19 protein-coding genes are annotated in these 22,136 nt (G+C 43.5%); 15 read left to right on the forward strand and 4 right to left on the reverse strand.

The window, feature by feature from the left end:
* Positions 1-78 precede the first annotated feature (78 nt).
* The 11 genes from Q3W13_RS18335 (at position 79) to dinB (ending at position 14,125) form a co-directional block, all read left to right on the forward strand.
* The gene (locus Q3W13_RS18335) at positions 79-2,430 is read left to right on the forward strand and encodes an ABC transporter permease (RefSeq protein WP_302866246.1); all 2,352 of its coding nucleotides are present in this window, start codon (positions 79-81) and stop codon (positions 2,428-2,430) included.
* A gap of 174 nt (positions 2,431-2,604) precedes the next feature.
* Positions 2,605-5,028 (forward strand): ABC transporter permease, encoded by a 2,424-nt coding sequence (locus Q3W13_RS18340; protein WP_302866248.1) that lies wholly within the window; start codon positions 2,605-2,607, stop codon positions 5,026-5,028.
* 23 nt (positions 5,029-5,051) lie between these two features.
* Positions 5,052-5,603, forward strand: a complete 552-nt coding sequence (locus Q3W13_RS18345) for a VOC family protein (RefSeq protein WP_302866251.1) — start codon at positions 5,052-5,054, stop codon at positions 5,601-5,603.
* A gap of 110 nt (positions 5,604-5,713) precedes the next feature.
* On the forward strand, positions 5,714-6,679 hold the full coding sequence (locus tag Q3W13_RS18350) for a YpdA family putative bacillithiol disulfide reductase (RefSeq protein WP_302866254.1): 966 nt from the start codon (positions 5,714-5,716) through the stop codon (positions 6,677-6,679).
* A gap of 437 nt (positions 6,680-7,116) precedes the next feature.
* Positions 7,117-7,773: a GNAT family N-acetyltransferase gene (locus tag Q3W13_RS18355; protein WP_302866255.1), complete on the forward strand. Its 657-nt coding sequence runs from the start codon at positions 7,117-7,119 to the stop codon at positions 7,771-7,773.
* A 51-nt stretch (positions 7,774-7,824) separates the two neighbouring features.
* A complete protein-coding gene (gene argG / locus Q3W13_RS18360) occupies positions 7,825-9,012 on the forward strand; it encodes an argininosuccinate synthase (RefSeq protein WP_302866260.1) in 1,188 nt (395 codons plus the stop codon).
* 2 nt (positions 9,013-9,014) lie between these two features.
* Entirely contained in the window at positions 9,015-10,028 is a 1,014-nt protein-coding gene (gene argC, locus Q3W13_RS18365; RefSeq protein ID WP_302866262.1) for an N-acetyl-gamma-glutamyl-phosphate reductase, read from the forward strand.
* Positions 10,029-10,112: 84 nt separating this feature from the next.
* Positions 10,113-11,240: an aspartate aminotransferase family protein gene (locus Q3W13_RS18370; protein WP_302866264.1), complete on the forward strand. Its 1,128-nt coding sequence runs from the start codon at positions 10,113-10,115 to the stop codon at positions 11,238-11,240.
* Between the two features lie 17 nt (positions 11,241-11,257).
* The gene (locus Q3W13_RS18375; protein WP_302866265.1) at positions 11,258-12,208 is read left to right on the forward strand and encodes an acetylornithine carbamoyltransferase; all 951 of its coding nucleotides are present in this window, start codon (positions 11,258-11,260) and stop codon (positions 12,206-12,208) included.
* Between the two features lie 28 nt (positions 12,209-12,236).
* Positions 12,237-12,860: an FMN-binding negative transcriptional regulator gene (locus Q3W13_RS18380; RefSeq protein ID WP_302866267.1), complete on the forward strand. Its 624-nt coding sequence runs from the start codon at positions 12,237-12,239 to the stop codon at positions 12,858-12,860.
* A gap of 80 nt (positions 12,861-12,940) precedes the next feature.
* Positions 12,941-14,125, forward strand: a complete 1,185-nt coding sequence (dinB, locus tag Q3W13_RS18385) for a DNA polymerase IV (protein WP_302866269.1) — start codon at positions 12,941-12,943, stop codon at positions 14,123-14,125.
* 169 nt (positions 14,126-14,294) lie between these two features.
* Here the strand turns inward: dinB and Q3W13_RS18390 are convergent, their stop codons facing one another.
* The 4 genes from Q3W13_RS18390 to Q3W13_RS18405 all read right to left on the reverse strand — a co-directional run bounded on the left by Q3W13_RS18390 (position 14,295) and on the right by Q3W13_RS18405 (position 16,540).
* Positions 14,295-14,822, reverse strand: coding sequence for an N-acetyltransferase (locus Q3W13_RS18390; RefSeq protein WP_302866271.1), 528 nt, complete (start codon positions 14,820-14,822; stop codon positions 14,295-14,297).
* 73 nt (positions 14,823-14,895) lie between these two features.
* The gene (locus Q3W13_RS18395; protein WP_302866272.1) at positions 14,896-15,486 is read right to left on the reverse strand and encodes a hypothetical protein; all 591 of its coding nucleotides are present in this window, start codon (positions 15,484-15,486) and stop codon (positions 14,896-14,898) included.
* A complete protein-coding gene (locus Q3W13_RS18400; RefSeq protein WP_302866273.1) occupies positions 15,473-15,970 on the reverse strand; it encodes an RNA polymerase sigma factor in 498 nt (165 codons plus the stop codon). Before Q3W13_RS18400 ends, Q3W13_RS18395 begins: the two co-directional genes overlap by 14 nt.
* 42 nt (positions 15,971-16,012) lie before the next feature.
* Positions 16,013-16,540 (reverse strand): hypothetical protein, encoded by a 528-nt coding sequence (locus Q3W13_RS18405; RefSeq protein WP_302866275.1) that lies wholly within the window; start codon positions 16,538-16,540, stop codon positions 16,013-16,015.
* Positions 16,541-16,729: 189 nt separating this feature from the next.
* Here Q3W13_RS18405 and Q3W13_RS18410 point away from each other — a divergent pair, with 189 nt between their 5' ends.
* The 4 genes from Q3W13_RS18410 to Q3W13_RS18425 all read left to right on the forward strand — a co-directional run bounded on the left by Q3W13_RS18410 (position 16,730) and on the right by Q3W13_RS18425 (position 22,122).
* Positions 16,730-18,445, forward strand: a complete 1,716-nt coding sequence (locus Q3W13_RS18410; protein WP_302866276.1) for a GMC oxidoreductase — start codon at positions 16,730-16,732, stop codon at positions 18,443-18,445.
* Positions 18,446-18,495: 50 nt separating this feature from the next.
* On the forward strand, positions 18,496-19,500 hold the full coding sequence (locus Q3W13_RS18415; protein WP_302866277.1) for a phosphotransferase enzyme family protein: 1,005 nt from the start codon (positions 18,496-18,498) through the stop codon (positions 19,498-19,500).
* Positions 19,501-19,861: 361 nt separating this feature from the next.
* The gene (locus tag Q3W13_RS18420) at positions 19,862-21,670 is read left to right on the forward strand and encodes an ATP-binding protein (RefSeq protein WP_302866278.1); all 1,809 of its coding nucleotides are present in this window, start codon (positions 19,862-19,864) and stop codon (positions 21,668-21,670) included.
* Between the two features lie 8 nt (positions 21,671-21,678).
* A complete protein-coding gene (locus Q3W13_RS18425; RefSeq protein WP_302866280.1) occupies positions 21,679-22,122 on the forward strand; it encodes a response regulator in 444 nt (147 codons plus the stop codon).
* The last annotated feature ends 14 nt before the right edge of the window (positions 22,123-22,136 follow it).

Raw genomic sequence — 22,136 nt, forward strand, 5'->3', positions numbered from 1 at the left:
TTGAAAATAAAGTGTCACGTCTTCAGATGTTTAATAGTCATTATATCATTAAACAAATGAGCTAATAAACCAACCATCATGATAAAGAATTATATCAAAATAGCCTGGAGGAACCTTACCAGGAATAAGGGTTTCACCATCACTAACCTGTTGGGCTTAACCATAGGGATTACCTGTACCATCTTTATCTTTTTGTGGGTGAAGGATGAGCTTACTTTTGATAAGTTCAACATTAAATACAAAAATATTTACCAGGTAATTGCCAACCGCGATTTTAAGAACAACATTTTCACCGACCAGAATATGGTGTTCCCGCTGGCAAAGTCGCTTGAAACGGGGTATCCGCAAATAAAAAATGCGGTGATGTCCAGCTATACGTCTCCGCAATTGTTTGTATATGGACAAACCAAGCTAAAAAAGGACCTTGCAGTTGTAGGCGGACGTTATTTTGATATGTTTACCTGTAGGTTCATCAAAGGTAGTCCTGAAACAGCGCTTGCCGAACCCAATAGCCTGGTGCTTACCGAATCAACTGCCAAATCATTTTTCGGTACCTCGGATCCAATTAATAAAGCAATTAAAATAAACGATCAACTGCTGAAAGTAACTGCTGTAATTGCAGACATGCCCGGCAATTCAAGCCGGCAGTTTGAAGCTTTATCGGCATTTAACCCTGCAGATCCGCAGGTTCAGGGAGCGATGAAGGAATGGCAAAATTCGTCCTATTCCGTTTATATCGAAACTGTGCCAAATCCCAACGTTGCAACGATCGAGAAAGCCATCAACAAGGTGATGTTTGACCACAACCATGACAAGATAAGTACCTATTTTATCGTGCCAATGAGCCGGTGGCATTTGTACAGCGATTATAAAGATGGAAAAAACGTTGGCGGCCCGATCGAATACGTACGGCTCTTTACCATTATAGCGATTATTATCCTCCTGATAGCTTGCGTAAACTTTATGAACCTATCCACAGCGCGTTCTGAAAAGCGCGCAAAGGAGGTGGGTATCCGCAAGACATTAGGCTCTGATAAAAAGCAGTTGGTTACGCAATTCTTCGCTGAATCGATGATGCTATCATTGGCTGCCTTTACATTGGCCGTTTTAGCGGTGTACCTGTTAATGCCAGCATTTAATTCCATGGTGCAAAAGCATCTGTCGCTTAATATGGCAGACCCATTGTTCTGGATGGGGGCAGTGGTTATTATCTTATTTACAGGGATCATGGCAGGAAGCTACCCGGCATTGTACCTGTCGTCATTCAACCCGGTTAAGGTATTAAAAGGTACTTTCGCCGCGGGCAAAAGCGCAGTATTGCCAAGGCGGATATTAGTTGTTGGCCAATTTGTAATCTCAATATTTTTGATTGCGGCGACACTTATAATCTATAAACAGATCCAGCACGTTAAAGACAGAAACCTGGGTTACAACGTAAACAACCTGATCATGATGCCATCAACGCCGAACACTGACAAAAGTTTCCGCTCGATAAAAGACGATATGCTGAAGTCTGGTATTGTAAAGGAGGTCACCCGCACGTCTTCACCTATAACCGACATCTGGTGGCGGTCGCCTTCGCCAAGTTACGAGGGAATGGCCACTGATTCGAAAATCATTTTCTCCGGCATACAAACAGATGTGGATTTTACAAAAACAATGGGCATTAAGGTGTTAAAGGGCAACGATTTTCAGGGCACGCCTGCCGATTCTGCCTCGATGATGTTAAATAAGGCGGCGGTAGACGCCATGCGTGTTAAAAACCCCGTAGGAATGGAAATGCGCTATGGTTCTAAAAAATACACAGTCATAGGTGTGATCGATAACGTGGTGATGACCTCTCCCTACGCTCCGGTTGAACCTTTAATGGTTTACTATAGTGGCAGGGGTTCATCATACATCACTACCAGGCTTAAAGAAGGCGTGTCGCCGCAAAAGGCTATCGAACTGTTTAAAAAGATATATACGGAGTACAGTCCGGCAGATGTTTTCGAATACCAGTTTGTAGATCAGGAGTTTGGCAAAAAATTCGCAAGCGAGGAGTTAATCAGCCATCTAACCAACGTCTTCGCCGGCCTGGCCATCTTCATTTGCTGCATTGGTCTTGCTGGCCTGGCATCGTTCACCATCGAAAAACGTTTCCGTGAAATAGGTATCCGCAAGGTGTTAGGCGCAACCGTTCAGCAATTACTGATGCTGATAGCTACCGAGTTTTTAAGGTTGGTTGCCATTGCCTTCGTAATAGCCGTACCACTGACCTGGTGGATGATGCACAACTGGCTGCAGAAATATGATTACCGCATTGATATTGGCATCTGGATGTTTGGAATAGTAGGAGGGCTGATATTATTGTTAACAATGATAGTGGTAAGTGCAAACACGTTAAGCGCTGCTACCGCTAACCCGGTGAAAAGTTTAAGAAGCGAGTAATCAATGCCATTTGCTGCGTGACGATTAGACAGCGACAATTATAACAATCAAAAAAAAATAAAATTACGATAGGGGTAATAGGTGATCGGGTTGTATTAATTATGAAAAATGGCTGCAACCTATTTTTTTGACGCAACGTCTAACTTAAACAACTAACCCCTAATACAACACACTATGATTAAGAACTACATTAAGACCGCCTTTCGCGGATTGATGAAAAATAAAGGGTTCACCTTTATCAACGTGTTCGGCCTGGCCCTGGGCCTGGCTACCTGCCTGCTTATTGTATTTTATGTATTTGATGAGCTGAACTTCGATAGCTACAACGAAAAAGCCGAAAGAATTTACCGGGTAAATAACAACATCAAATTTGGCGGCAACGAAAACTCTTATGCCGTTTCGCCTGCGCCTGCCGCCGCCGCACTTAAAGCTGATTTTCCTGAAGTTGAAGAAGCTGTGCGCTTCCGGAACAGGGGAGGTAACCAGGTGAAAAAAGGCAAGCAAAATATTGTTGAGGATAGGATGGTATATGCCGATAACTCTATATTTAAAATATTTACCTTACCAATAGTAAGCGGCAGCGCTGATAATGCCTTGACAGCGCCTCACACGGTTGTTATTACGGAAAAAATGGCCAAGAAGTACTTTGACCGTACAAATGTGGTGGGGCAAACACTCACTTTTAATGATCCTTCTCTTTATAAAGTAACTGCAGTTATAAAAGATATTCCGAAGCAATCCCATTTTAATTTCGACTTCTTTATTGCCATGCCGGGACTTGACGAAAGCAAGGAAGACGCCTGGCTAAGTAATAACTTCAATACCTACGTATTGTTAAAACCCGGTGCTGATATTAACAGGCTGAAAGGGAAAATGCGGGAATTTATGGTGAAGCATGCCGGGCCGCAAATGCAGAGCTTAATACATTTGAGCTACGATGATTTTGAAAAGGCAGGCAATTACTACAAGTTTGACTTAGTTCCGCTGCGCAGCATACACCTTCACTCAAATTCAGTTGCCGAACTGGACGTGAACGGCGATATCAAATATGTATACATTTTCTCGGGCGTTGCCATACTGATTTTATTAATAGCCTGTGTTAACTTCATGAATTTGTCTACCGCCCGGTCATCTAACCGGGCCCGCGAAGTTGGCGTGCGTAAAGTTTTGGGTTCTCCCCGTAAGCATTTAATAGCCCAGTTTTTAACAGAATCCATTTTGGTTACATTGTTTGCAACGCTAATTGCGCTGGTAATCGCGTGGCTGTTCCTGCCGCAGTTCAATAAAATGTCGGGTAAAGATCTGGTTGTTACCGGCCAGATTATCTCGTGGTTATTGCCAACTTTATTGGTGATCATATTAGTTATAGGATGCCTGGCGGGCTCATATCCAGCCCTGTATATGTCGGCATTCCAGCCCATTCAGGTATTAAAAGGAAAGATAGCCGCAGGGTTTAAAGGCAGCATGTTCCGCAACGTATTAGTAGTTGGGCAGTTTTGCATATCGATATTTTTGATTATCAGCACCCTGGTAATTTATAACCAGTTGAAATATATTCAAAGTAAAGATCTTGGGTATACGCGCGACCATGTTTTGGTTATAAAAAATGTATGGTCGCTGGGAAACGGCGCCAAATCGTTTCGCGACGAAGTAAAGACCCTTGCGGGTGTACAGGATGCCTCATTGACCGGCGCGCTGCCCACCGACGATTATGGCAACAGCAGCGCTTTCTTTAAAACGCCTAACCTGGACCAGAAACAATCGATACTGAGCCAGATATGGCCGGCCGATGAAAATTATCTGCCAACGCTGGGCATCAAGATTATTGCAGGACGGAATTTTTCAAAGGAAATAGGCACAGATACTGCGGCACTGATTATTAACGAAGCTGCAGCTAAACAGTTGGGTTTTACCGATCCTATAGGTCAATTTATATATACGCCGAATGACAACATGGCTAAAACCATTAAAAAGTATCACGTAGTAGGTGTTATGCGCGACTTTAATTTCAGGTCGCTTAAGGAAAATATATCACCGTTAATGCTGAGAATGGACGAGGACCGTGGCGCAGTGACTGCCCGCATCAGGTCGGCAAATATTCCGGCCATCATACAACAGATAAAAAATAAATATGATTCTTTCTCGCCTACGCAGGCTTTTGCCTATTCGTTTATGGACGAGGATTTTGACGCCATATATAGGGCAGAACAACGTATTGGAACTATATCAGTAGCGTTTACCTCTCTGGCTATCATAATAGCTTGCCTTGGACTGTTCGGATTGGCAGCTTATGCCGCAGAACAGCGCATAAAGGAAATAGGAATAAGAAAGGTACTGGGCGCAAACGTATCGGCCATAGTAGGTATGTTATCCAAAGACTTTATTAAGCTGGTACTGGTATCTATTTTGGTTGCGACACCGCTGGCCTGGTGGGCCATGCATAACTGGTTACAGGGTTTTGCCTACCGGCAAAGCGTACAGTGGTGGATATTGGCGTTAGCAGGCGGTGGTGCAATTATCATTGCATTTGCAACCATTAGTTTTCAATCGATAAAAGCAGCACTTACTAACCCGGTGAAGAGTTTGAAAAGCGAGTGATTGCAGTTAGCGATCAGAAGTTAATGCTTATAAAGCGGCCATATTTCAAACTGGAATATGGGCGCTTTTTACAATTTTTTATCACCAATGACCACATTATGCGTATAAAAATCACTCCTTTTCTGCTGTTTAATCACGAGGCCGAAGAAGCGGCAAAATTTTATGTGTCGGTATTTAACGGCAAACTATTGAAGGTCGACCATTATCCTGAAGGTACGCCAATGCCACCCGATACAGTACTGACAGCCACTTTTGAAATATTCGGCATGACGATGACCGCCCTTAACTGGGGCCAGGAAGCAAAATATTCCGAAACCATTTCATTCGCTATTGAGCCTGATACACAAGAGGAAGTAGATCACTATTGGAATGCTTTGTCAGCCGATGGCGGCGAGGAAGGCCCCTGTGGCTGGCTGAAGGACAAATACGGCCTATCGTGGCAGGTAGCCCCCGAAATTTTACCCCGGCTGATGAGCGATCCAGATCCAAAAAAATCCTCAGCAGTGATGGTGGCCATGATGAAAATGAAAAAAATCATCATTAAGGACTTACAGGCTGCTTATGATAATGCATGAGGAATAGGTAAATCAATCCGGCAGAGGAGTATTACATCGCTGCGTTTTCCTGACGCTGCTATGAATTATCATTCATTCAACTATAGGCCAAATCTGCCTATCTTCGCAACATGCTCGATATACTTATCATAGGCGGCGGCCCAATCGGTTTGGCCTGCGGATTAGCGGCACAGAAGTCCGGCTTGAATTTTTTGATTGTAGAAAAAGGCTGCCTGGTCAATTCTTTGTTCAATTACCCGTCAACCATGACTTTTTTCTCCACCTCGGAAAAACTTGAGATTGGCGGTATCCCGTTTGTGACCACCAGCAATAAACCTAACCGAAACGAGGCTTTGGAATATTATCGCAGGGTGGCCACCTCTAACAACTTGCCGGTCAATTTGTTCGAAGAAGTTACCGGACTTGAAAAAATTGATGACACTTTTAGAGTTACCACCAGCAAATCCGTTTACCTTGCAAAAAACGTGATTCTATCAACTGGATTTTATGATATTGCTGTGCACCTTGATATCCCGGGTGAGGATTTGCCAAAAGTAAAGCATTACTATAAAGATCCGCATTATTATGCCATGCAAAAAGTAGTTGTGGTGGGCTCAAGCAACTCGGCAATAGATGTGGCCTTAGAAACTTACCGGAAAGGAGCGGAGGTAACGCTGGTGATCCGCGGAGAAGAGGTTAGCCACAGGGTGAAGTATTGGGTAAGGCCCGATATCATCAACCGAATCAAAGAGGGCAGTATCAAAGCTTATTTCAATTCCAACCTGAAAGCTATCCGTAGTCATGAGGTAGATATTGAAACGCCTGAGGGCCTGGTAACCATCCCAAATGATTTTGTAATGGCGATGACCGGCTACCGGCCTAACTTTGAGTTTCTTAAGAAATTAGGTATTACATTAACTAATGATAAATTTATTCCTCAATATAACCCTGAAACTATGGAAACCAATATCGCAGGACTATACCTGGCCGGTGTTGTTTGTGGTGGTTTAGATACGCATTTGTGGTTTATTGAAAATTCCAGGATTCATGCGGATATGATATTAAACGATATTATGGCAAAGAACGCCGTTGAATAAAACTTTCTTATAATTAGCCATCGTAAAGAGACAGATTTTTTGAGATTCAGGATGCGGACGGCGTCCTTATTATGAAGACTAAGTAATTTTTACGTTAAAAGTGCTATTAATGCAGTTTTTTCTTGCATAAACAAAAATTTATGCAATACTTTGCACAAATTTTAGAAAACACTATAAAAGCAAATAAAAGATGAAATTTCAAAGCTTAAATCAGCCAATAGCCAGAGCGACTTTCGCCCCGGTTGGCGTTGCTTTGCTTTCAAACGTGTTTTTATTTTCTCCATCCCGACGAAGGCCTTTTATGGCTCGGGCTTGATTTAGTTTCAGTCTCTCCCTGAACCCCGCTGTAAAGGCGTAGTGTCGTCTTTCCCCACAAAAAATCATTTGATTATTAACGCCGCAGAGGCAAATAATTTAACGGTAATTTTTCTATTTCGATGATTAAAGATTTTGATATACAGGTTGCGACCGCACAACATGTAGATTTTGCCCAGCAGATATGCGATGAAATGGCAGAGTCGGCTAAAGCGCGCGGCACCGGTATAGCTCAGCGTTCGCCCGAGTATGTGGCAAATAAAATGCTGGAAGGCAAGGCTGTAATTGCTATTCATAAAGACGGTACCTGGGCTGGTTTTTGCTATATAGAAACATGGAGCCATGGCGATTTTGTTGCCAATTCGGGCTTGATTGTGAGTCCGCAATTCAGAAAAGAAGGACTGGCCAAGGCTATTAAGGAGTGTATATTTAACTTATCGCGCAGCAAATACCCCAATGCAAAGATATTCGGCCTTACCACTGGTTTGGCGGTAATGAAAATCAACTCTGAGCTGGGCTATGAGCCGGTAACTTATTCTGAGCTAACCCAGGATGAGGACTTCTGGAAGGGCTGTAAAAGTTGTGTGAATTACGATATCCTCACCAGTAAGAACCGTAAGAATTGCATGTGCACGGCCATGCTGTTCGACCCCGCGGAAAAGCAGAAAGAATACGAAGAAAAGATGAAAAAGATCACGCACAAGGCAACGCTGCTGGAACGTATCGAGAACGCGATAAAACGCAGGATTGAGAAGTTTTCATTTACACCGGCAAATTAATTGAAAAACATAGCGACGCAATACATTGCGCCGCTAACCAACCATACATCAATGAAACAAAAAGTAGTACTTGCATACAGCGGCGGACTGGATACTTCCTTCTGCTGCATCTATCTGACACAGGATCTCGGTTATGAAGTTCATTCTGTGATCGTTAACACTGGCGGCTTCAGCGAAGAAGAACTTAAAAACGTAGAAGAACGCGCTTACAAAATGGGGGTTACCTCACATCGCGTGGTTGATGAAACCGAGAATTTCTACAACACCTGCGTTCGCTTCCTGATTTATGGTAATGTATTAAAGAATAATACCTATCCATTGTCGGTGAGCGCCGAGCGTGTTAGCCAGGCTACCGCTATTGCTAATTACGCAAAAGAAATAGGTGCGGAGTTTGTTGCCCACGGCAGCACCGGCGCAGGTAACGACCAGGTACGCTTTGATATGATCTTCAATATCCTGGTGCCTGATGTAAAGATCATCACCCCTATACGAGATTTAAAATTAAGCCGCGAAGAAGAGATCCAATACCTGAAAGACCATGGCGTGGATATGAACTTCGAGAAGGCTAAATATTCTATCAATAAAGGCATTTGGGGAACATCGGTTGGCGGTAAGGAAACGCTTACTTCAAACCTGGGTCTGCCGGAAGAAGCGTGGCCAACTCAAGTAACCTCGGCCGGGGTAAAAGACATCGAGCTTGAATTTAAAAAAGGAGAGCTTATCGGTCTTAATGGCGAAAAATTTGACCATCCGACCAAGGCGATACAGGCGTTACAGGCAATCGCACAGCCTTATGGCATTGGCCGAGATATCCATGTAGGCGATACTATTATCGGTATTAAAGGCAGGGTAGGCTTTGAGGCTGCTGCGCCAATCATTATCATCAAAGCACACCACACGCTGGAAAAACACGTGTTGACCAAATGGCAGCTGTCATGGAAAGATCAGTTGTCATCGTTCTACGGCAACTGGTTGCATGAAGGCCAGTTCCATGATCCGGTTATGCGCAATATCGAAGCTTTCCTTTCCGATACACAGCAAAATGTAACCGGCAAAGTATTTGTTCAGCTGCACCCTTATCGTTTCCAGGTGGTTGGTATCGAATCGGCGCATGATCTGATGTCAAATAAATTTGGCAGCTATGGCGAAATGAACAACGCCTGGACAGGGGACGACGTAAAAGGTTTCTCGAAGATTTTCGGTAACCAGGTAATGATATATCATAAAGTAAATTCATAAGGATGGATGCCGGGAACATTTCAAGAACTAAGGTAAGGGCGGGCATAGTAGGCGGCGCAGGTTATACTGGTGGCGAGATGCTGCGCCTGTTATTGAACCATCCGGATGTTGATATTTCGTTCGTGCACAGCACCAGCAACGCCGGTAATCATGTTTACGACGTGCATACTGACCTGTTCGGCGAAACGGATCTGAAGTTCGCCGCTGAACTCGCTTACAATATTGACGTGTTGTTTTTGTGTGTGGGCCATGGTGATGCAAGAAAGTTTTTGGAGGCTAATCCGATACCGGCTGATATCAAAGTTATCGACCTTAGCCAGGATTTTCGTTTAAGCAACAGCCCCGAAGGGCATAAAACGCGCACAAAGCTGTTTACTTATGGTTTGCCCGAGTTAAACCGGGATGCCATTAAAGAAGCGCACAATGTTGCCAATCCGGGCTGTTTTGCTACATGCCTGCAACTCGGCTTACTGCCATTAGCATCGAAAGGCTTACTGAACAGCGAAGTACATGTTACCGCTACCACCGGTTCGACGGGTGCAGGACAAAGCCTTTCGCCAACTTCGCATTTTACGTGGAGGAATGATAACCTGTCGGTTTATAAGGCGTTCGAGCACCAGCATTTGAATGAAATTGGTCAGTCGCTAAAACAACTGCAGCCGGACTTTAACCAGCCGATAAGTTTTATCCCTTATCGCGGTGATTTTACTCGTGGTATTATTGCGTCTATTTATATCGATACCGATTTACCCGAAGCACAGGCTTTAAAGCTTTATCATGAGTTTTATGACAAGCACACATTTACGCATGTAACCAGTCATAATATCGATTTAAAGCAAATAGTAAATACCAACAAGTGCTTTTTGCAGGTGAAGAAATATGGTAATAAGCTGTTGATTATAAGTGTTTTAGACAATTTGCTTAAAGGGGCGTCAGGTCAGGCGGTTCAGAATATGAATTTGATGTGCGGGCTGGATGAAAAAGCGGGATTAAAACTAAAGGCAGTAGCTTTTTAACCCCCTGCCCCCTAAAGGGGAAAAATGGCGGACATGTATATTTATTAAATTAATTTGTAAAGCCCCTTTAGGGGTTTGGGTACTATGAAACTTTTCGACGTATATCCTATCAATCCCATCAACATCGTTAAAGGTGTTGGCAGCCTCGTTTATGATGATAAAGGCACCGAGTACCTGGATCTTTACGGGGGGCATGCCGTGATATCTATTGGCCACACCAATCCGCATTATGTAATGCGACTGGAAGACCAGCTGCACCAGATTGGGTTCTACTCAAACTCTGTGGAGATTCCCCTGCAAAAGCAACTGGCTGAAAAGCTCGGACAGGTATCGGGTAAAGAGGATTATCAATTGTTTTTGTGCAACTCCGGCGCCGAAGCCAACGAAAACGCATTAAAGCTTGCTTCATTTTATAATTTAAAAAAGAAAGTTATTGCATTTAAAGGCGCATTCCATGGCCGTACTTCGCTGGCGGTTTCTGCAACGGACAATCCCAAGATAATCGCCCCGGTTAACGAAACCAATAACATAATTTTTCTCCCATGGAAAGATGAAACCGCGCTGGTTGAGGCATTTGAGACAAATGATATTTCATCTGTTATTATAGAAGGCATACAGGGCGTTGGGGGTATACAGGTTGCTCCGGAAGGTTTCCTGCAGAAGATCAGGTCGCTTTGCGATGAGCATAATGCCGTATTTATCGCCGATTCGGTGCAATGCGGTTATGGGCGCAGCGGTAAATTCTTTTCGCACGATTTTGCCGGTGTAAACGCCGATATCTATACCATGGCCAAAGGCATGGGTAATGGTTTTCCAATAGGAGGTATCATTATCTCGCCAAAAATAAAGCCCGCTTATGGTATGCTGGGTACTACCTTTGGCGGTAACCATCTGGCTTGTGCCGCTGGTTTAGCTGTGTTGGAAGTGATTGAGCGCGATAATCTGCTGCAAAATGCCGCTGAAGTTGGAGGCTATTTAATTGAGGAATTGAAAAAGTTTAAACAGGTTGTTGAAGTTCGCGGACGTGGGTTAATGATTGGCATTGAATTGCCTGCCGAACTTTCCAGCGTACGCAAAGACCTGCTGTTTAAACACCATATATTTACAGGCGAAGCCAAACCGAACGTAGTAAGGCTGTTGCCTGCGCTAAACTTAACAAAAGCATATGCCGACAGATTTTTGGAGGCCTTTGCTGAAACGCTTAATCAATAACACGCTAAACTCCGCCCATGAAACTATTTTCATCCGTAAATGATGTCCCTGATGTTCAATTACTTGTTAAGGAGGCGCTGCGTCTGAAGCAGAACCCCTATGCGCACAAAGACCTCGGCGAAAACAAAACCATAGCCCTGGTGTTCCTGAACCCAAGCTTACGAACCCGCATGAGCACTCAAAAAGCTGCATTGAACCTTGGCATGAACGTAATGGTGCTGAATATGGATAAAGAAGGCTGGGCGCTGGAACTGCGTGACAATGTGATTATGAACGGTACTGCCGTTGAGCATATCCGCGAGGCGGCAGCTGTGATGGGGCAATATGCCGATATCATTGCTGTTCGTTCATTTCCCGGCTTAAAGGACAGGGATGAGGACTATAACGAGGTTATTTTCAATAAATTTGTTGAGTTTTGCGGCGTGCCGGTTGTAAGTCTCGAATCAGCTACCCGTCATCCCCTGCAAAGTCTGGCAGATCTGATTACTATTACCGAACTCAAAAAACGCGATCGCCCTAAAGTGGTATTAACCTGGGCGCCGCACATAAAACCATTGCCGCAGGCTGTACCTAACTCTTTTGCCGAATGGATGTGCAGGGCTGATGTAGAATTCACCATAGCTAACCCTGAAGGATACGAGTTATGCGGGGACTTTACCAAAGGGGCTATCATCACCCACAACCAGCATGAAGCATTGGCAGATGCCGATTTCATCTACGTAAAAAACTGGTCGGCTTACGAGCCTTATGGAAAGGTAAGCCCGGTTAGCGAAGATTGGATGCTGACTAATGAGCGTTTGAAAATTACCAATGATGCTAAGATAATGCATTGCCTGCCCGTAAGGCGCGATTTGGAGCTGTCTTCGGAAATACTGAATGGCTCGTCGTCGATAGTTGTGCATGAGGCGGGTAATCGTGTCTGGGCTGCGCAGGCTGTATTGAAAAGGATGCTGGAAGGATTGGGTTAATCTACGGTGTTTCGTAATTTCACTCGTCATGTACATATTGTCTTTTAATAAATTCGATAACGTTGAAGAGGCTTTCGCCTTTATGCAGCGTTATAGCTTCGCAACTATCGTGACTGCAAAAGATGGCTTACCCGTGGCAACGCATCTGCCGTTTGTTGTGATAAAAAAAGATGATAAAATCATTTTGCGCTCGCACTTCGCTAAAGCCAACCCGCAATCAGAAGACATTTTCACGGGCAAGTCGCTCGTAATATTTACGGAGCCTCACGCTTATATCTCACCAAAAAACTACGAAAAAGTACAGAATGTCCCAACCTGGAATTACCTGGCTGTGCACGCTTATGGCAATTGTGTTGTATTAGACGGCGAAGAACAGAAAGCCGCGTTGCTTACAGAGACCATTAAATATTATGAAGCCGGTTATCTGAAACAGTATAATAGCCTATCCGAAGAATACAAGCAGCGCATGATGAAAGGAATCGTCGCTTTCGAGATGGTGGTTGATGATTTGCAAGCCAAAAAGAAACTCAGCCAGAATCGTAGCGAGTTGGAACGCGAAAACGTTATTGAACATTTAAGTAAGTCTGAAAATCAGAATGAGCAGGACATTGCTGCTTATATGAAGAACCTTATTAGCAGCCCCCAATTTTAAGGTCTTTAGCCCTTAATCTTTCAGCTTTATCTTCCCTTGAATATTTGCTAATTATATTAGTATTTTTCTATATTTGTGTCATGCCCGGCAAACGCATCATCATGCATATCGACCTTGATTCGTTCTTCGTTTCTGTGGAGCGAAAATTCGATCCGTCATTGATTGGCAAGCCTGTTATCATCGGCGGCTCGGCGGAAAGGGGAGTGGTAGCCAGTTGCAGCTACGAGGCGCGTAAGTACGGTATTCATTCGGCAATGTCGAGCAAGCTGGCGCATAAGCTTTGTCCGCACGCTATTTTCCTACGGGGATCACACGGGCGCTATGGCGAGGCCAGCCGCGAGGTTACTGAGATTATCCAAAATGCGGTACCGCTATATATGAAAACGTCCATTGATGAATTTTACATTGATTATACCGGCATGGATCGCTTTCATAACTGTTACCAGCATGCCAGTGAATTGCGGCAAAAAATAATGCGGGAGACCGGGCTACCTATTTCGTTTGGCATGTCGTCGGGAAAAACGGTATCTAAAATGGCCACCAACCAAGCCAAACCCAATGGGCAGCTGTATATTCCGCACGGTAAAGAAAAAGAGTTTTTAGCTCCTCTGGCCATCGGTAAAATTCCGGGCTTGGGCGAGAGCACTGCGGCTAAGCTTAACCAATATGGTATAGAAAGGATTGCCCAGTTGCAGAAAACTGATATCCGTTTCCTGGAAGCGATACTCGGAAAGGCAGGGCGTTATCTTTGGGATAAGGCGAATGGCATTGATGAAGGCGAAATCGTGCCGCATCACGAGCGCAAATCCATCTCTACTGAGCATACATTCCATAAGAACGTTTCCGACCGGCAGAATCTTGAGAATATATTGGTATCTATGACCGAGGAGCTTTCATCCAAGCTTCGCAAGGAGAATAAATTAGCGTCGTGCATGGCCATCAAAGTACGCTATGCCAATTTTGAAACACATACCCAGCAGGAGAAAATACCTTTAACTGCTGCAGAGCATATATTAATCCCGGGAGTTAAAAACCTGCTGAAAAAGGCCTGGAACCAGCACCGGCCGGTCCGGCTTATTGGTGTAAGGTTAAGCAACCTGGCCAGCGGCAGCTACCAGATAAACCTTTTTGAGGACAATGAAGAGCAGATACGCCTTTACCAGGCAATGGATAAAATAAATTTTAAATTTGGCGAGAAGACAGTTTGCAGGGCGGCAGGAATGGAGATAGGGACGAGGAACTTTAATCCGTTTATGCGTGGATAGATTCATATAATACCAAATGTATATTACTTTAATATCGGAGGATTTACCTGGGCCCGTGTCTCACAATTTCCCGTAGAGCAGGGTAAAACCAAGCTGTGGAGACACAACCGGAGGGGTAACTGTTGATTCATATGGTAACAACGATGTCAATCCCATTATTCAACAAATTTTACGGATATAGTTCCCGTCTCATCAGCAGATCCGTTTGCACATCATCTCCGAGCATGAAATTATGTCTACCAACTAAGCGAAAGCCATTGCGTTCATAAAACGAGATAGCCCGATGATTATGCTCCCAAACGCCGAGCCAGATGTAGTCCATTTTTTTATTTAAGGCAGTATTGATCGCAAAATTGATCAGTTGCGAGCCGATTTGTTTTTTATGGTGTGCGCGCGATACATAAATGCGTTCTATCTCAAGAGCCTGAGGGTCTTTAAATTCGTTTTGTGCGGCGTTAAAGTTGAGCTTAATATAGCCGGCGATTTCCTCGCCGTCCCTGGCAAAATAAAACCGGGAGTCAGGGTTCATCAGTTCTGAAAGAATTTTTTCCGGCGTAAATGCTATAGAAGTATAGGCATCGATATTTTTTTGCTCATTGACCGGGGGACCGAAAAAATCCAGAAAAGTGCTTAAGCTTAGTTGGAGCAATGAGTCTGCATCGCTAATCTGTACAGGAACTATCTGAATGTTATCCAACTTAGGTAGGGTTAAAACTAATTACAAGATTAGTATTTTTCATTCGCACATTTGCATATACGCATATCAAAAATCAATCAAACTGTTCCTGCAGCCTGATGAGCCTGTCGATCATCAGATTCAGCTTCTCTTCTTCGTTTTTAAACATGCGGGGCTTCAGGTAGAATGTGATAAACAAAAACCAGATGATGATAGAGCCGTAGGTTATCAGTTTGAAATACGTCGGCGCGTCTTCCAGAACTTCAACAAAGTACAGGGCCAGGCCGGTGCTTATCATCACCATAAAAAAGTAATAGAACCAGCCGATGGTTTTACTTCGGTTTTTCTGGTACTCCTTCAGGGTATTTAAATATTCTGTTGGGTTTTGTGTAAGGTCGTGTTTGTTTAAGATATGATAATGACGTACTATGAGGGACAGGTACATCAGCATTGTAACCAGTATGATAAGTATGCCAATTATAGTGGCGGGTGAGCGGAATGAGAAGAAAAACGTTATGATAAAAGCGCAAACAATTAAACCGATCATACCAACAATTCCCCAGTATAACCTACTGGTTATACCACGAATGCCTTTCTTTACCTGCTTCAGCGCCTCATCCACCGAAAGCGTGTCGCGTTTTGGCTGTCCCTGCCAAACGGACATTAAGTGCTCAAATTCTTTCATAGTGGTTGTATAATTCTGTTAACTTCTGTTTAATACGATAGATTTTTACCCGCAAATTCCCCTCTGATATGCCCGACACCTCTGCGATCTCGGGATATGGCACCTCATCCAGTACCATCGTAATGATTATTCTTTCCGACTCTTCCAACTTTGATATGCACTTATACAGCAGCGCAACCTGCTCATTTTTTTCAGATACTTCTTCTTTTTTTGTTTCAGATATTAAGGGTGTAAGCTCATCCTTTGCCTGTCGCTTTTCCGACCGCAAGTAGGTTAGACAGGTATTAACTGCGATGCGGTAAATCCAGGTCGAGATCATCGCCTGGTTACGGAACTTATCGAGGTTTTGCCAGACTTTTAAAAATGTTTCCTGTAAAAGATCGCTCGCAGAATCGTCGTCACCGGTGTAACCGTAACATAAATGGTAGATTTTTTTTGAATTGGCTTCGTAAATCTTCTTAAAAGCTGCTTCCTTTTCCGCCACTATCAGTTAATTTATTGGTTAGATTTTGTAACTGCAAAGATGTTACAACAAATAGTCATTCTTGTAGAACCAGGGAAATTTTTTTTCGGCTTCTTCAATTAGGTTATTATAATCGTTAGCGTAATCAAATTGCAGGTCCTCGTGCAATTTGTTAATGGCCGCCGCAATTTTCTGTACCTGCCGTATCAATATCATACGCATCGGCTTGTAGGAAGTATTACGGTTAATGTACTGAAGGTAGTTATGGCAAAAACCCAGCAACAGTTCAATTTCCGCCGGTTTGGATGCCATGAATTTCACATATTTACTGATAAGCCTTAAAATTTTGCGAACGCTTTTTGCCGCCTGGTAACTATGAGAAGACAACTGACTCATAGCGAAACCAACTTCGGCTTTTACCTGTTCGATAAAAGCATCTTCGTTATGTGCTTCGAATAATAAATAGGCGAGAAGTTCCTTATTTTCTTTTTTATAACGAGCTAATCTCAGGCATAAATCAGCCAACTGTTCAGCGGATAAGTGCTGCACTTCTTTTTTTATGTCCTGTAGTCCGTAAGTGGTGATGCTCATTCTTCAGGTTGCAATTTACGAATTGGTTGTAATAGTTGTAGATGTTGTATTGGTTGCAAATGTTTAGCTGGAAACCAACCGGTATCATTAACATTTATTACACATTTCATAAACAAACGTTGTTTGTTATAGTTGGCATAAATCAATATCATTGCATAAACCAATTACCCTTTACCTAATACTTTACTTATGGCGGATACTGTAAACATAAACGGCAAAGCGAAATCTGACTATACTTATGATGCGATTGTTATTGGCTCCGGCATCAGCGGCGGCTGGGCTGCAAAAGAGCTGACCGAACGTGGCCTGAAAACCATTATGCTTGAGCGTGGCCGCAATTTTGAACATTTAAAAGATTATAAGTCAGCATCAAAAGACCCATGGGATTTTGAGCATCGGGGTAACCCAACGCAATTGGAAAGGAAGGCCCGTCCGGTTATTTCCCGCGGATGGGGCGCTTATGAGCCGATTATGGATTATTGGGCCAATGAACAGGATGCACCATATACCGAGATAAAACCGTTCAACTGGTGGCGCTCCTATCAGCTTGGAGGGCGTTCCATACTATGGGGACGCCAGAGCTACCGCTGGAGCGACTTTGATTTTGAAGCGAATTTGAAAGACGGGTGGGCTATTGACTGGCCGATACGCTATAAAGACATTGCACCCTGGTACGACCACGTAGAAAAGTTTGCCGGGGTAAATGGTTCAAAAGAAGGTTTGCCGCAACTTCCGGACGGACAGTTTCTGAAGCCGATGGATTTGAATGTGGTAGAGAAGGATGTAGCCGAAAGGATAAAAAAACATTACAATAATACCCGGCACATGATTATCGGCCGCAGTGCTAACCTTACAGAGGCGATACCTGGACGCACTAAATGCCAGTTCAGGAACCGCTGTTGGGAGGGATGTCCTTTTGGGGGGTATTTTAGTACGCAATCATCAACACTACCGGCGGCGATGGCAACGGGAAATTTAAAAGTGCGGCCGTTCTCCATCGTCACTAAGATACTTTACGATAAGGATAGCAAAAAAGCTACCGGTGTTGAGGTTTTGGATGCAGAAACACATCAAACCTATCAATACTATGCTAAAATAGTTTTTGTAAATGCCTCTGCATTAAACAGTGCATGGGTGTTGATGAATTCGGCAACCGATATCTGGCCGGACGGACTCGGCAGCAGCAGCGGTGAACTGGGTCACAACATTATGGACCATCACTATAATCTCGGTGCATCCGGCACAGTAGAAGGCTTTGAGGATAAGTACTATTTCGGCAGGCGCCCAAATGGTGTCTATGTAGTGCGTTTCGCCAATTTACCGGGGGACCACAAACGTGATTTTATTCGCGGCTTTGGCTACCAGGGCGGTGCAAGCCGTGAAGGCTGGAGCCGTAACGTGGCGGAACTGAATGTCGGCGCTAAATTTAAAGAAGCTATTACTGAGCCTGGTCAATGGACTATTGGTATCGGCGGCTTTGGCGAATTACTGCCTTATCACGAAAATAAAATCACCCTCGATCCCAATAGGAAAGATAAATGGGGTCTGCCTGTACTTGCGATGGACGCTGAAATAAAGGATAACGAGAAAAAGATGCGCGTAGATATCGTGAAAGAGGCTAAAGAAATGCTAGAGAGCGCGGGTGTAAAAAACATACAAACCTGGGACAGGGGCCACAACGTGGGCGACGGCATACACGAAATGGGCACCGCGCGCATGGGGCGTGACCCAAAAACCTCAGTATTGAATGAGCACAACCAGGTTTGGGACGCGAAGAATGTTTTTGTTACTGACGGCGCAGCGATGGTTTCGTCGGCTTGCCAGAACCCGTCATTGACATATATGGCGTTAACGGCCCGTGCTGCAAATTTTGCTGCTGATGAGTTGAAAAAAGGAAACATTTAGCACAATCTTAAACTTATGAAGTTGAAAAACTTTGTAAGTTTGAGCCAGCCATGCCATCCAATATCTTTCCAACTCAATATTCGACACTTTCAGCGAAGGCTTTAAATGATTCCATTTCAAAGCGTTATGGTTTAAGAAATACTGCTTGCCGGTTGCTGATAAGAAACGTAAGTGACACCTATGTTATTGAAAGTCCAACTGATAAATTCATATTTAAAATTTATCGCGACGCGCATCGTAAGCTTGACGAAATAAAAGGCGAGGTTGAATTGCTTACCCTCCTGGCCGAAAAAGGTGCTAAAGTATCCTACCCGATCCCCGATCTTTCAGGCAATAAAATACAATCCTTCAGTGCCGCCGAAGGCACGCGTAATGGGGTATTGTTTAGCTATGCCAAAGGGGATGTCAGTGCCAATCCTACCGATGAACAATTGTCAGTAATTGGCCGGGAAATGGCAGAAATACATAATATAACTGCCAATATAACGCTGAATAACAGAAGGTTAATTATTAATTCAGAAACCACAATAACAAGTCCGCTTAGCATAATCAAACCAGCTTTTGAAGAATTGCAGGATGAGTACGAATACTTAAAAATCACCGGCGAAGAAGTTGTCACCAAACTTAACGGGGTTAATTATAAAAACTTCGGCCACGGTTATTGTCATTACGATTTCCTGCCGAAGAATTTTCATTTTGATGAACAGAACAACATTACTTTCTTTGATTTTGATTTTGCGGGGAAAGGGCTGCTGGTAAATGATATCATGACATTTTATGTTCATTATTTTTTAGATGTTACCTACGGCAGACTTTCGAGAGATGAAGCCGAAAGAGCTTTTAGTAGCTTTCTGGAAAGCTACCGGCAGATACGGCCTTTGCATAATGATGAATTAAAGGCCATTCCTTACCTTGGTTTTGGTTTCTGGACTTTTTACCTTGGATTTCAATATGAAAATTTTGATGACTGGTCGAATTTCTTTTTTGGCCCTAAGTTTTTAAGGGATCGTACAGCCCTCATAAAAAAATGGATGAACTGGTTCGGAGAAGTTTAGAAAACCAGACAGCAGGGGTATGTAACATCGGCTTGATATCCTTTGGTTTAGCCCGTTTCATCAAACGCCCCCGTATTTTTTGGCATATAATGTCATTGATCCTGATCTGCATTTACCGGCCTTGAAAAATAGAATACCACATCGCGCTGAAAGCTAATTGCATTGTTGATATACATGTGTTTGAAGCCAAAATGCTGTAACAAAATGATTACAATCTATCCCGGGGAAGTGAAATTTTTCTATTTTTATACAACTGGAAGTTGTATAGTGCCGTTGCCACAGGCCACCATTTAAACTGGATTTACAGTTATTATTTGCTGGTCATTTTGTTTTTTGCCTACCCCTTATGCGATTAAAAAGTATGAAACATCTATTTCACCAATTCTCGTTTGGCCGATTGTCTATCCGGCAAAGAATGACTTTTTTAATATGTACTCTCCTGTTAGTATCAATCATTATTTATGGGTATGCTAATTATTATAGTATAAAAAAGGCTTCGTTAATAGTAGGAAAGGAGCGCCTGACTGCTATAAGCAGGCAAGTAAATAACACTTTTAGCCAGTCTGCTCAATTTTTGGCGAGCGCGTCAAATGCTGCTGCAGCCCGAAAAGAGGTTATCCAATTTTTAAAATCACGCGGAACACTGTATCGCAGCGAAACGCTTGACATTCTTGGAAAATTGCGCCGTGACAGCACCTGGGTTTGGATAGGGCTATTAGATTCAAACAAAGCACCTGTTATCCGCACCGATCACTCTATTATTGCTATAAAGGCCAATATCGGTGATGCCATATCTTCGGCCAGGGGCAGCGGGGATTTTAGCAAAATGGGGAAAATATATGTGCAGAATGGTGCTGTTTACTTTCCGATAATTTCTGCGGTTAACGACGATGGTAAGACAATTGGATATATCGTATCCTGGAAATCATTGCTGGCTGGCTCAAAAGCTGTGGACCAGTTTTCGGAGCTTGTAGGAGCCAGGTCCACTTTTTATATGGGCAATACCGACGGTAGCCTTTGGACTGATTTAATAAAACCATTGTCGCAAGTTCCATTCACCATAAAAAAAATGGGGGAGGTGCTTGAATATGAACGTCCTGTTGATGGTGAAATGATGGCGATGGCTAATGGAATTCCGCATACCAATTGGGTGCTGGTAGTGGCGTTTTCAGAAAAAAGCGTGCTGACGGGCATAAAGAGTTTTGCAAGCTGGATAATTGTGGCAGGAGTAATACTGATGGCAGCCGGCTTTATTGCCGCATCAGTGCTGAGCCGCAATATTACCAAACCGCTCAATTTGCTCACCAATGCTGCAGCAAATATCTCGCGTGGAAATTATTCATCCCAAGTTATGGGTGACCTGGACGGCAGTTATGAGCTAAGAAAACTTGCATCTGCATTCAATATCATGGTGGGTGAGATAGATCTTATGCGCAATACGCTGGAAAAAAAAGTTAAAGAAAGGACGGCACAACTTGAAAACGTGAACAAGGAGCTTGAAGCTTTTTCATATTCAGTTTCACACGATTTAAGAACACCATTGCGGGCTATTAACGGTTATTCGGTTATGTTGAGCGAGGACTATGAGGATAAACTTGACAGCGATGGTAAAAGGATGTTGAAGAACATCATCAACAACGCGACTATGATGGGGCAACTGATCGATGACCTCCTTTCATTTTCAAAACTTGGAAGAAAGGAGTTGACGTTATCTGTGGTAGATATGCAGTCGCTTGCAGAGCAAGTTACGGATGAGTTATTACATAACGAACCGCCCGGTAAATATAAAATCATCATAGAAGCTCTTCCCCCAGCCAGTGCCGACCAGGGCATGATGAAACAGGTACTGCTAAACCTTATCAGCAATGCGATTAAATACTCTTCGAAAAAGCCAAATCCTCAAATAGAAGTTGGATTTACAGACGAAGCCATCAGTACGGTGTATTTTGTAAAAGACAATGGTGCGGGTTTTAATATGGCCTACGCTGATAAACTTTTTGGCGTGTTTCAGCGGCTTCACTCCCTTGAGGACTTCGAAGGATCGGGTGTCGGCCTTGCGCTGGTAAACCGGATTATTCTGAAACACAAGGGTGAGATATGGGCTGAAGGCGCTGAAAACCAAGGCGCTGTATTTTATTTCAGGTTACCTAAAAATTTAAACGAGAGCTAACTTTAAAAATGATGAATAACGACAAAATAGACGTATTGCTTGTTGAAGACAACCCACACGACGCGGAAATGACCATACGAGCGCTTGCCAAAGTTAATCTTGCGAATAAACTGCACCACGTAAAAGACGGTGTTGCTGCACTTGATTTTATTTTCGCCAGGGGGGAGTATAAGGAAAGGCAAATAGACAACAAGCCAAAAATCGTTTTGCTGGATATTAAAATGCCGAAGGTTGACGGCATAGAGGTTTTAAAACAAATTAAAGCTGACGAAATAACCAGGACCATTCCCGTTGTCATTATGACGTCTTCAAAAGAGGAACAGGATATTATTACGAGTTATAATCTTGGCGTCAACAGCTACGTGGTTAAGCCCGTTGACTTTGCCGGTTTCGCCAAAGCGGTTTCAGAACTGGGTTTTTATTGGCTGATTACCAACCAGTCTGCAGATTAACATCTATTTAAATT

This window comes from Mucilaginibacter sp. L3T2-6, assembly GCF_030519355.1.
In the GTDB taxonomy this organism is placed as follows: Bacteria; Bacteroidota; Bacteroidia; order Sphingobacteriales; family Sphingobacteriaceae; genus Mucilaginibacter.

Coding starts and splice junctions, on each gene's coding strand:
- Q3W13_RS18335 (WP_302866246.1), top strand. CDS start 79: ATGATAAAGAATTATATCAAAATAGCCTGGAGGAACCTTACCAGGAAT.
- Q3W13_RS18340 (WP_302866248.1), top strand. CDS start 2,605: ATGATTAAGAACTACATTAAGACCGCCTTTCGCGGATTGATGAAAAAT.
- Q3W13_RS18345 (WP_302866251.1), top strand. CDS start 5,052: ATGCTTATAAAGCGGCCATATTTCAAACTGGAATATGGGCGCTTTTTA.
- Q3W13_RS18350 (WP_302866254.1), top strand. CDS start 5,714: ATGCTCGATATACTTATCATAGGCGGCGGCCCAATCGGTTTGGCCTGC.
- Q3W13_RS18355 (WP_302866255.1), top strand. CDS start 7,117: ATGATTAAAGATTTTGATATACAGGTTGCGACCGCACAACATGTAGAT.
- argG (WP_302866260.1), top strand. CDS start 7,825: ATGAAACAAAAAGTAGTACTTGCATACAGCGGCGGACTGGATACTTCC.
- argC (WP_302866262.1), top strand. CDS start 9,015: ATGGATGCCGGGAACATTTCAAGAACTAAGGTAAGGGCGGGCATAGTA.
- Q3W13_RS18370 (WP_302866264.1), top strand. CDS start 10,113: ATGAAACTTTTCGACGTATATCCTATCAATCCCATCAACATCGTTAAA.
- Q3W13_RS18375 (WP_302866265.1), top strand. CDS start 11,258: ATGAAACTATTTTCATCCGTAAATGATGTCCCTGATGTTCAATTACTT.
- Q3W13_RS18380 (WP_302866267.1), top strand. CDS start 12,237: ATGTACATATTGTCTTTTAATAAATTCGATAACGTTGAAGAGGCTTTC.
- dinB (WP_302866269.1), top strand. CDS start 12,941: ATGCCCGGCAAACGCATCATCATGCATATCGACCTTGATTCGTTCTTC.
- Q3W13_RS18395 (WP_302866272.1), bottom strand. CDS start 15,486: ATGAAAGAATTTGAGCACTTAATGTCCGTTTGGCAGGGACAGCCAAAA.
- Q3W13_RS18405 (WP_302866275.1), bottom strand. CDS start 16,540: ATGAGCATCACCACTTACGGACTACAGGACATAAAAAAAGAAGTGCAG.
- Q3W13_RS18410 (WP_302866276.1), top strand. CDS start 16,730: ATGGCGGATACTGTAAACATAAACGGCAAAGCGAAATCTGACTATACT.
- Q3W13_RS18415 (WP_302866277.1), top strand. CDS start 18,496: ATGCCATCCAATATCTTTCCAACTCAATATTCGACACTTTCAGCGAAG.
- Q3W13_RS18420 (WP_302866278.1), top strand. CDS start 19,862: ATGAAACATCTATTTCACCAATTCTCGTTTGGCCGATTGTCTATCCGG.
- Q3W13_RS18425 (WP_302866280.1), top strand. CDS start 21,679: ATGATGAATAACGACAAAATAGACGTATTGCTTGTTGAAGACAACCCA.